General features: G+C 31.0%; 15 protein-coding genes. 2 read left to right on the top strand and 13 right to left on the bottom strand.

Features of this window, described 5'->3' with window-relative positions:
• Positions 1-12: 12 nt before the first annotated feature.
• The 5 genes from NH288_RS01745 to NH288_RS01725 form a co-directional block, all read right to left on the bottom strand.
• Complete coding sequence (locus NH288_RS01745) at positions 13-873, bottom strand: sensor histidine kinase (protein WP_265212607.1); 861 nt, start codon at positions 871-873, stop codon at positions 13-15.
• On the bottom strand, positions 874-1,524 hold the full coding sequence (locus tag NH288_RS01740; protein ID WP_106460470.1) for a response regulator transcription factor: 651 nt from the start codon (positions 1,522-1,524) through the stop codon (positions 874-876). It abuts the gene before it with no gap.
• A gap of 29 nt (positions 1,525-1,553) precedes the next feature.
• A complete protein-coding gene (locus NH288_RS01735) occupies positions 1,554-1,958 on the bottom strand; it encodes a GNAT family N-acetyltransferase (protein WP_265212603.1) in 405 nt (134 codons plus the stop codon).
• A gap of 519 nt (positions 1,959-2,477) precedes the next feature.
• Positions 2,478-3,437, bottom strand: coding sequence for an aromatic acid exporter family protein (locus NH288_RS01730; RefSeq protein WP_265212601.1), 960 nt, complete (start codon positions 3,435-3,437; stop codon positions 2,478-2,480).
• 131 nt (positions 3,438-3,568) lie between these two features.
• Positions 3,569-3,955, bottom strand: a complete 387-nt coding sequence (locus NH288_RS01725; RefSeq protein ID WP_265212599.1) for a ferritin family protein — start codon at positions 3,953-3,955, stop codon at positions 3,569-3,571.
• Between the two features lie 335 nt (positions 3,956-4,290).
• Between NH288_RS01725 and NH288_RS11365 the strand changes: the two genes are divergently transcribed.
• Both NH288_RS11365 and NH288_RS01715 read left to right on the top strand, forming a co-directional pair.
• Positions 4,291-4,686: a hypothetical protein gene (locus NH288_RS11365; RefSeq protein ID WP_414731745.1), complete on the top strand. Its 396-nt coding sequence runs from the start codon at positions 4,291-4,293 to the stop codon at positions 4,684-4,686.
• Positions 4,674-5,096, top strand: coding sequence for a hypothetical protein (locus tag NH288_RS01715; protein ID WP_265212598.1), 423 nt, complete (start codon positions 4,674-4,676; stop codon positions 5,094-5,096). The genes NH288_RS11365 and NH288_RS01715 overlap by 13 nt, the downstream gene beginning before the upstream one ends.
• A 96-nt stretch (positions 5,097-5,192) precedes the next feature.
• On the opposite strand, the gene NH288_RS01710 is transcribed toward NH288_RS01715, so the two are convergent.
• From NH288_RS01710 to NH288_RS01675, 8 genes are all read right to left on the bottom strand, one after another.
• A complete protein-coding gene (locus NH288_RS01710; protein ID WP_265212597.1) occupies positions 5,193-5,684 on the bottom strand; it encodes a hypothetical protein in 492 nt (163 codons plus the stop codon).
• Positions 5,685-5,803: 119 nt separating this feature from the next.
• Positions 5,804-6,211 (bottom strand): hypothetical protein, encoded by a 408-nt coding sequence (locus NH288_RS01705; RefSeq protein WP_265212595.1) that lies wholly within the window; start codon positions 6,209-6,211, stop codon positions 5,804-5,806.
• 24 nt (positions 6,212-6,235) lie between these two features.
• Entirely contained in the window at positions 6,236-6,856 is a 621-nt protein-coding gene (locus NH288_RS01700) for a class I SAM-dependent methyltransferase (RefSeq protein ID WP_265212593.1), read from the bottom strand.
• 264 nt (positions 6,857-7,120) lie between these two features.
• Positions 7,121-7,537, bottom strand: a complete 417-nt coding sequence (locus NH288_RS01695) for an arsenate reductase ArsC (protein WP_265212592.1) — start codon at positions 7,535-7,537, stop codon at positions 7,121-7,123.
• Position 7,538: 1 nt separating this feature from the next.
• The gene (locus NH288_RS01690; protein ID WP_265212591.1) at positions 7,539-7,931 is read right to left on the bottom strand and encodes a thioredoxin family protein; all 393 of its coding nucleotides are present in this window, start codon (positions 7,929-7,931) and stop codon (positions 7,539-7,541) included.
• Positions 7,932-8,017: 86 nt separating this feature from the next.
• Positions 8,018-9,007 (bottom strand): permease, encoded by a 990-nt coding sequence (locus NH288_RS01685; RefSeq protein ID WP_265212590.1) that lies wholly within the window; start codon positions 9,005-9,007, stop codon positions 8,018-8,020.
• 2 nt (positions 9,008-9,009) lie between these two features.
• The gene (gene arsB, locus NH288_RS01680; RefSeq protein WP_265212588.1) at positions 9,010-10,083 is read right to left on the bottom strand and encodes an ACR3 family arsenite efflux transporter; all 1,074 of its coding nucleotides are present in this window, start codon (positions 10,081-10,083) and stop codon (positions 9,010-9,012) included.
• 61 nt (positions 10,084-10,144) lie between these two features.
• Positions 10,145-10,603: a metalloregulator ArsR/SmtB family transcription factor gene (locus NH288_RS01675; protein ID WP_321161875.1), complete on the bottom strand. Its 459-nt coding sequence runs from the start codon at positions 10,601-10,603 to the stop codon at positions 10,145-10,147.
• Between the last annotated feature and the right edge of the window lie 266 nt (positions 10,604-10,869).

Genomic DNA, 10,869 nt, shown 5'->3' with positions numbered 1-10,869 from the left:
GTAAAGTGATTTTTAGGTGACATTGTAGAATTTTATTTCAAAGCTTGCTCCTTTGTCAGAATTGGTCACAGATATTTCCCCATTATTTTTCTCTACAATAGTCTTAGCCATGGCAAGACCAATTCCAAAACCTCTAGAATCAGGAGTCTTATAAAATCGTTTGAATATCTTTTTTATATTATCTTCATCGATTCCTCCCCCATCATCTTCAATAATCAGATTTGTGTAGAGAGGGTTTTTGTAAGATGAAAGGCTGATTTTTTGGCAATTTGGCCTATTATCAGCATTTTTAAAAATATTGATAAGGGCTTCAGCCAACCAATAAAAATCTCCATAGATTATATTTTCTTTTAAATCATTATTAATTTCTAATTTAGTAGACTCTTTTAAAGATAAGGTATCAAGAGCGTAGGCCACTAATTCATCCAAACGAATCTCTTCCTTTTTCATTAGATCCTTATTAGCATCTAGGCTTGATAATTTGAGCAGGATATCCGATAGAGAATTTAATCTTAGGGTCTGCCTTTTTAAAATTTCAATATCTTCATTTGCAGGATAATCCATTTCTAGATTTTCTATAGAAAAAACCATGGATGTGATAGGAGTTTTTATCTGATGGGCTATGTCTTCTAGATATTCCACTTGCTTTTGGCTATTTCTAGCGGACGTTTCCTTAGCCTCAACTATCTCTATAAAAAGTTTATATATCTTATCCTCAATAAGAGAAAAATCATCCTGCTTCATGGGTATAGAGTAATTTTGATTTCTCATATTTTCTATCAAATTAATAAGGTCTCTTATCCTATTTTTCTTCCTTTTTTCCAAAAAATAATAAAGTAGGCAGAGGCTTATTATCCAAAATACATAAATCATTTAGTCCATCCTATAACCTATTCCTCTGACAGTTGTAATGACTTCCTTGTCTAATTTCTCCCTGATTCTTTTAATGGTCGATGTGAGAGTATTATCATTTACAAACTTATCCCTGTCTTCCCAAAAGGTTTCTAAAAGCTGACTCCTAGTGTAGACCCTGTGGGGATTTTTGATAAATAAAACTAGGATTTCATACTCAAGTGGAGTGACCTCTATATTTTCCCCCTTATAATAAAGCTTTGAATCATTTAAATCTATTTTCAAATCCTTATAGGCAATAGCTTTATCTTGGCCAAGGGGAATAGTCCTTAAAACCGCATCAATCCTAGCCCTTAAAATAGCAAGGGAAAAAGGCTTTGTAAGATAGTCATCCGCCCCTTGATCAAGGGCGGCAATTATAAAATCCTCATCATTTTTAACAGTTGTAACAAGAACCCTAATATCTTTTTCCTTCAATTTTTCTATCAAATGTTGGCCATCCTTATCAGGCAAATTAATATCGAGAAGAGCCACATCAAAGTCGATATTTAACTTGAAACTAGCCTCATAAAAAGACCCAGCTATTTCTACCTCATAGCCATTTTTAGTCAGATATTTTTCCATCTGCAAGGCGATATCTTCATTATCCTCTATAATTAAAATCTTTGGCATTAGAAAACTCTATATTCTTTTAATTCTTATTACAATAATCTCATAAATCCGCAACAGCCTAATTCAGAAAATTCTTCAAAGCCTAAAGAAGAATAAAATCCTATTGTTTCTGGAGCTATATCTGTTGTTAATTCAATTTGTCTGACATTTGGATATAAATCCATCATAGAGTCAAGGAGGGCTTTGCCTATTCCCTTTCTTTGGTAGTCTGGCAAGACTAATATATCTTGGATAAAGATAATAGTATATCCATCCCCAACCGCACGAATCACGCCAAGAAGTTTTTCATCTTCAAAGGCTGCTAATATTTTTAAGGAATTTTCATATCCCTTAATCAAGGCATCCATATCATCAGTATAAGAAGTCCATCCAACCGCATCATAAAGATCTCTTAGCTCATCAATCTTAAAATCTGTATATTCTCTAATTTCCATATTTTCCTCACTTATTTATTATAGTTTTCTTTATAATTTCATATTAGAAGTCTAAAGCTTTCAACTTTATAAATTAACATCAATCTTAACACATGTTCTCTTTTGTCATACTATATTTTTTGTCTTCCGTTTTGCTATAAGAAATATTCATAAATTTCAAGACAATTATTTACAACTTCTGGTTTTGATAAATATTTGTATAGAGCAATCTAGCTATAAGAAAAAAACAAACACTTTAATTAAAGTAACGGACCCTATTATTATCTTCAAAGTTTATTAATATTTTTTCTCATAATATCTATTTACGAAAAAGCTAAGTATAGGGTAAGAAAAAACTCCAAGAGTAAGTATAGTAGCAGGCAAGTATTCCTTTATGGAAAAACAAATTACAGCAACTAGGCCCATGATAAGCATGAGAATAGGTGTCATAGCAGCATTTACCTTTAAATTCTTTATTTAAAAACTTATGAGCGATGGAGGTATAAACTCCTCGCCTTTAATATGCTAAAACTTAACCCTTTAATTTCTAGGAATATTGCTGATAACCTTGCTTATATCTATAAATTGGTTTAGACTTCTAAAAACTTGAAAAATTGATGATTGTATTATAAAATCTTCGTGAGTTTCTGGAAGTTCCATCATATGAAAATGTTCTTGTAAAAATTCTATCCTTTTTTTGACCTTAATTATATCTCCATTATCACTAAGATTGTTTGCAGTATCAATCATTAAATCAGATATCAATTTCCCATCGGCAAATTCTTTAGGTATTGATTTTAAATCATCATACATCTCCATCAAAAGATCCATCTCCCTTTCCCTATGGCTAAGACCTATCATTAGATTCTTGCTATTTTCTATACGATTATCATTTTCAATAATCGCAAGATCAAGGGCCTTGTTTATGTCATCTTCAAGCTTTTTGATCTTTCCTTCATATATTTTAACATCTAAATTATTTACAAGAGTATCACCAAAAAATATCAAGATATCCTTGATATCTCCATCAATATCCTCTATCCATTTTTTCAACTCACCCTGACTTTCTGGTGCATATAAGTTAGTAAGCATGGCAAATCCTATTCCTATTAGAATAAGACCGAGTTCATTAAAGATAATTGATGAATTAATTTCTCCATAGCTTAATAGATGTGTAACTACCACGCTTGAAGGACCCAGACCTAGTTCAATTTTTAATAGGAAAGATATGGGCACAAATAATAGTAAATATAGGCCAAATGCCCAAGTTTTGTAGTCAAAAATTTCAAATACCAAAATCCCTAAAACAAGGGCTATTATGGCAGATAAGCTTCTTTTAAGTCCACCCTTAATAGTGGCCTTTCTAGTCTCAAATATATCAAGGATGGTAATAATCCCTGCTGAAGATGAGAATCTAAGTCCTAAGGCTTGGGCTACAAGTAAGGATAGGGTAGCTGCTATAGCTGTCTTCATAGTTGTGCTTATTAATGTTTTTTTCATAATGATTCCTAATTGTAAAACTTATTTTTATATCTTTATATATTTTAATTTAATCTTTGCTTTACTGATCGTGGGTATTTCATATAATACTCAAATATTAACCTAAGCAAAATATTTAAAGCATTAGTTTTTTATAACAAGCTTGCGACCATATCGCCGTGCCTTTTCTCATCATCCCTAACGCTTTCGATTTCTGGAAACTTTTTTGCTACTGGAGCATAATTTTCAGAAGCTTTATACTCTCCCCTTGCAATTTTTGGATACAATCTTTTTTTACCGACTAGCTTATAAAGGATAGGCATAAAGAAAGCCAAGGCTTTCTTTGGTTTTAAATTTTTCCTTGTAAGTTTATGAAATACCGCAGCATGGTGACCCTCCTCTGCTGCAAGCTTTCTAAAAGTAGCCGCATCATTTTTATCCTTAACTACATCAGCAAGGGCTTGGTACATCAAAACTACATCTAATTCCCCTTGTTGAGATTTTAATAATATTTTCATATCTTCTTTACTTATAGTCATATTCTCTCCCCTAGTTTTTAATTTTCATTTTATATTGTTAAAAATTTTGATTTATCTTCGCTCTATTTATTATATGAATTTTTAGATAAAATGACAATAAAAAACCCGACTTAAACCACTTTATAACGTAAGTCGGATAATTTTACTAGTTATTGTTTTTTATTGAATGAGCAACTGATTTTACATGACTTGAGTGGTCAGTATGGATAAAATTTTAATTCTTAAAAAGGCTCGCATGTGGAAATATATACTCAATTATTCCTAAATTCTATTAACTTTTGTATTAGGGGTATATAAAATTATAATCTCTTAAATTTTTTGTATCCGAAAAGTACATGGATGACGCGCTGCTTCAAAAGACCTATACCACGGATTTCCTGACAAAGAAGCGCATCAAGAACAATGCTCAATACTACGATGAAGTCGACCACGAAGCAATCATTACAAAGGAGCTATTCATGCATGTGCAGGCAGAGCTTGTACGCCGTCGGGTAGTCCATGTCAGCCCGACAGGAAAGAATGGTATGGATACAATAAATAATAAAGAAACAAAGGCTGAAGAATCAATCTATGAAAAATATAAAAATTCAGCATTCTATAATAATAGTAAAACTAAAGAAGCCTATTTAAAACTAAGTGATGATAAAAAAGAAAAGCTTGATAATGTGAATATAGACGGAAAATATCCTTTAACCATAGAGGAAGTCAAAATTCAGGCATGTTTAAATTGACAATTCATAAGAGTGAATGGATATATTCATTTATGATTGATAAGAATAACAGCGGAGAAGTTGGTGAATATGATGGACAGTTCGAAGATGCCCAACCTAGTAAAAAACAAGCAAGTAAAAAGCCAAATGCTAAGATTATAACAACTCAAGAACAAGCAAATCAAGATCAATCTAAACAAAGTCAACAAGTAGACCCTATCCAAAGCCAAGAAAAAGTAGTAACTGAATCTAGCACTAAGACAGTTGACCAGCAAAGCTTAGTACAAACTAAAACAAGCCAAACTTCATATAAGACAATTGCAAATACTAACGTAAAAACTGGTATCAAAGGACTGGGGGCAATAGTGCTAGTATTGATAATCTCAACTATAGGATCCCTCTTGTTAAAAAGAAAGAAATTTGAAAAATAAATAAGAAGATATTATGATTTATATAAGATAAATTTAATTTTTTACCAGAGTTAGAAAAGCCCTAGCTCTGGTTTTTGTATTAAATAAATAATTTTTTTAAATATACCTTCGCAAAAAATCAATCTTGGCAAAATCTTTATTGTTATTATTATCATTTCTATAGGAATCTTTTGAAGATTCTTCATATATTTTTAGAAATTGTTCCTTGCTCGGTATCCTAAATTCTATTCCATTAAGATTAACAAGGTCTATATCCTCTTCATAGATTCCAGCAAAATCATGAAGGGAACTAATGCTTCCATATTCTACACTGATTTCACTTTTTTGAAATTCATGTTCATGGATGTCAATAAGATCGTATCCTAGGACTCCCATTATTTTTAATATCTTATCCCAGTCATAAATCCTATCCTCATCAGGAGCCTGCCAACCTCTTGGGTCTCCGGGCACATGGATATCAATATCTGATGGATTCCATTCGTTCTTTGTAATAAATTCTAAACCTAAGGACCCCATTAGGGTTGGCCTTATGCCAATTTTATTTAATTGTAAACATATGATTTTAAATTCATCAAATAACTTACTCATTTATTTTCCATTTATTTTTATAATCGACAGCTTATATCTTAAGATTTCAAAAAGTACAATTAGTTAGAATATAAAATATCAAAACATTAAACATACAATTATGATTTTAGATCCTAACTTTAGTCCTTCAAAATATATTTCTCCATCCTATAGCAAATGTATATCATGCCTAGAATTGAAGGTATTTGTATAATAAACAAACCAATAAGCCAGTCATATAGGTTAAAAACCTCACCTAATACCATTGTAATCAAGCTAATAACAAGGCCTACTAAACCTAACTTGATGCAAGACCTATACCAATATTCATTTCCATTTATCCAATTTGATTCACTTTTAGCAAGTCTTGGAAGAATGTAATGGGATAAGCCCACATACTTATATGAATTTAATCTTTCTCTTCCACTCTTAAAATCCTCTGCAATTTCTTTTGGTGGGTAAGGTTTTGGATTTTTTAAAAGATTGAAATTTACGATAATAATTAAAATATTTATTCCTAACAATAGTAAATATAATTTATTTGTCATTTTCCACCCCTAATAGAAAATATATTAAGATACCTTCTCGGCAATCATAACACCAATCGGTGCAAGACCTCCATATACTAGTCGCATATCAAGTACTGAAAATCCATATTTCTCAATGAAAGCTTCAAATTCTTCTTTATTCCATTCTTGATACATCCTAAACCCAAAAATAGACATCAAAATCTTTTTGATTTTTCTTTGTTTCCCCTCTTTCCATAGAAAAGTTGGAGCGAGCAAAATTCCACTAGCTTTTAACACCCTATATATTTCTTTCATTGCATAATCTGGATTTGGCATGATATGAAGAGCATTAGAGATTAACACACAATCAAATTTTTCATTTGCATAGGATAATGCTGTTGCATCGGCTGTTTCAAATGTAAGATTATCGTATTGCCCACGCTTTTTAGCTTCTATAATCATCTGTTCTGAAAAGTCCGTAGCAAACCAGCTTTTCGTATGCTTTGAAAGACTAAAAGATAATTGACCAGATCCACAAGCTAGCTCAAGCACTTCCATGTTTTTATCCAAATAAGGACAAATATATTCACAAACTTTATCATATACTGCTTCATCTTTTTTCATAAAAGGTGCATAGAGCTTAGCAAATTTATCCCAAAAATATTTATTGCTTTTGTCAATCACTTGCAATCCTCCTTTTAATATAAACTATCCTAATAAATCTTTATATTAATCTTATACTAATATTATACCTTGTGAAAATTAATAATAGCAGTTCCTATCCAATTAGGAATATTAAAAATGAGATCTTAATTGGAAGGTTTTAAAATTGAAAATATGTAAAAAAGCTATATCTTCCTACTGGCATTATAATGATAAATCTCTACCAAATAGGAATTATAACTATTAAAGAACAATTATTGGTTTATTCAAAATCAACTTCTATTTTTAATTCCAACTAATTTCATTTTTCTTAATTCTAAGGCTTAAATCTTTAACATTTTTTTCTATTTTAGATATAATTTTCCTAAAAAAGTCATCGCCTTGACCTGTTGGATCTTCTAAATTCCAATCCTCTGTATATTGATTTTCTACAATAGGGCAAATTACATCACAGCCCATAGTAATTGATATATCAATATCTGGCAAATCATCAATGAGCTTTGAATATTGAGTTTTCTCCATGTCAATATTGTATATATCTTTTATTAGCCTAACAGCATCATGATTTATTTGGTCTTTGATTTGTGTTCCAGCTGAATACGAGTCAAACGCATCTGAAGCAAATTTTTTCCCTAAGGCTTCTGCAATTTGGCTCCTACAACTATTATGGACACATATAAATGCAACTTTTGGCTTTCTCATTTTAATTTACACCATTGTCTTCTAATAAAGCTTTCACTTCATCCTTGTTTAAAAATTTGCCATAGGATATAACTTTACCATTTACAACTAAGGCTGGAGTAGACATAACTCCATAGCTTGCTATTTGAGAGAAGTCTGTAATGTGGTCTATTGATTCTTCAACATTAAGTTCAGCTAGTGCTTCCCTAGTTGATCTTTCTAAAGCAATACACTTCGCACAACCAGAACCTAATATCTTTATCCCCTTTTCTTTTTTCTTTTCTTCTGCTTTTTCTATATTCTCTGACGAGTAATCTACATCACAACAACTTGATTCTTTAACATCCTTATTATTAGCAGTCTCACAATTGCCTCCACAAGTACAGTTTTTCTCTTTTTTACCAAATAATCTCATTTTTCCTCCTTAATCCATATATATTTTTACCAAGAGATGTATTTTTTGCTTTCTTGTTAATAATTTCATTTTACTGCCCCGTCATATTAAAAAGGGCTAATAATGTTAAATAAGTAACCTACAACAATTATACCAAAAATACAAATTCCTATAAATAGAAATAAAAGCTTTGGTTTAACTGCTTTTTTTAACATAATTAATGATGGTAGGCTTAGTGTAGTAACTGCCATCATAAAAGATATAACGGTTCCTAGTTGGGCGCCTTTTGCCAATAGAGCTTCTGCTATTGGAATAGTTCCAAAAATATCAGCATACATTGGTATTCCAACAATAGTTGCTAAAACTACTCCAAATGGATTATTACTGCCCAAGATATTTTCCACCCAAATTTGAGGAATCCAATTGTGTATCAATGACCCTATACCCACACCTGCTAAAATATAAGGGAAAACTTTCTTGAAAGTGTCACTAACTTGAGTTTTACAAAAATCAACCCTATCTTTTACTGTTAAGCTTGGAGAGCTAATATCAACTTGACTAGCATTTTTTATAAAATCTTCTACATAACTTTCCATATGCATGTTTTCAATGAGACTACCACCAATTACAGCAATAATTAGCCCAAAGACTACATATGCTAGGGCTATTTTACCTCCAAAGATGCTCATTAGTAAAATAAGGCTACCCAAATCAACCATTGGAGAAGATATTAAAAATGAAAAACTCACTCCAATAGGCAAACCAGCACTTGTAAAGCCCATGAAAATAGGGATTGAAGAGCATGAACAAAAAGGTGTTACTGTGCCTAGTAAAGCAGATATAATATTTGCCCACAATCCATCAAAACGTCCCAGAATTTTTTTGCTTCTTTCAGGTGGGAAATAGCTTTGTATATAAGAAATTATAAAAATTAACACGCAAAGTAATATTGTAATTTTTATAACATCATATACGAAAAATTGTAAACTTCCTCCAAGTTTTGTGCTTATATCAAGGCCAAGATTTGTCAATATTTTTCCTATCAATTCATTGAGCCATTTCATACCTAGAATTTGATCTTGAATAAAACTCCACATACCTAAACTCCATAAACGTTAGATTCTTGATTTTCTAAAAACCAGTGTTTTGTGTTATTAGCAATATTTACTAAGAATAACATAACTGGGACTTCAGTAAGAACACCTACTGTGCAAGCTAATGCAACTGGTGAATCCATCCCAAATATTGCTATTGCAACAGCTACAGATAATTCAAAGAAATTTGAAGCTCCAATCATGCCTGCTGGTGCAGCTATTTCAAAAGGTAAGCCTACTTTTTTGCTTACACCATAGGCAATAGTAAAAATTAGGAAAGTTTGAATGGTAAGTGGAATAGCTATCAATAAAATATGAAATGGGTTTTCTAAAATTACATTTGCTTGTGAAGAAAATATAATTATTAGAGTCAATAGTAGTCCAACTGTTGTCATTCCATCAAATTTACTTAAAAATTGTTTTTCAAAATAATCCTTTCCTCTTTTATCAATTACTGTTTTCCTTGTGATAACACCTCCTAATAATGGAAAAGCAACAAATAAAAACACACTAGTAAATAATGTGCTATATGGTACTACAACATTAGACACACCTAATAAAAACTTCACTATAGGTACAAAAGCAATTAAAATTATTAAATCATTTGTGGCTACTTGAACCACAGTGTAAGCAGGGTCACCCTTTGTAAGAGTCGACCACACAAAAACCATAGCAGTGCATGGCGCAGCTCCGAGCAAAACAGCTCCCGCTAAATAATCACCTGCCAAATCATTAGGAATGATATTTTTAAACATAATAAAGAAAAACAAATAAGCTATTCCAAACATAGTAAATGGTTTTATTAGCCAATTAACAGCCCATGTTACAAACAAACCTTTTGGATTTTCTCTAACTCTTTTAATACTTTGAAAATCTACTTTCATCATCATTGGATAAATCATAATCCAAATTAATATCGCTATCGGCACAGATATACCAGCAATTTGAATTTTACCTAAAGCAGATGGGATTATAGGTATATATTTTCCTATAAGTACCCCAACAATCATGCAAAACAATACCCATAAAGTTAGGTATTTTTGAAATACATTAATTCCTTCATTCTTATTTTTTTCCATAGTTCATCATCCTCCTTTAGTATAGACATATTCAAATATTTCTATGTATTGTACAAAAAAATTACTTATCCCAATTGTGACAAATACATCCCTCTCCGTTATCAAATATTTCCTTTAAGTCGGATTGCATCTCATTTAAAATCTTCTTATTGGCAATGTAATATATGTTTTTTCCTTCTCTTCGACTAATAACTAGATTAGCCTCCTCTAATCTTTTCATATCATTAGATAGGGTTGGTTGTGTTATATCAAATTTCTCTAATATCTCACAGGCACAGAGCTCATCGCAAGATAACATGTCTATAATTTCTAATCTTTTTGGATCACTCAAAACTTTTAATTTTTTTGATAGATCTATATATTTATTCTTCATGTAACCTCCTTCATCTTTTCGTATAAAATTATACAATTCATATAGAAGATTGTCAATGTGTTTTTTCCTATCTCTTAAATAATTTTTATTCTTCCTTTCCACCATCTCAACCAATTTATCTCTATAAACTTGTGTTATTTTCTTCATTTCACTTAAAATATTACAATTTATTTAGACTTTGTAAAAATTTACCAATGTAATGTTCGACCCAAGTAGAATTTAAAGCAAAAAATTAGGCCTTTAAGATTTCTTATAAAGATCCTAAAAGCCACCTGTTTCAACAGAATTATAGCCTATCAACTAAATTTCTTGACATTAATACTACAGTCTCCACATGTCTTTAATTATGGGATAGAAAAAAGGAATATAAAAAATTGAAAAAATAATTTTTTCTGGTATGAATATTATTATTG

Origin of the sequence: Anaerococcus sp. NML200537 (assembly GCF_026131715.1) — a bacterium.
Classification (GTDB): domain Bacteria; phylum Bacillota; class Clostridia; order Tissierellales; family Peptoniphilaceae; genus Anaerococcus; species Anaerococcus kampingae.
Note: the sequence above shows the minus strand (reverse complement) of the source record. Positions and strands in the feature narration are given on the sequence as shown.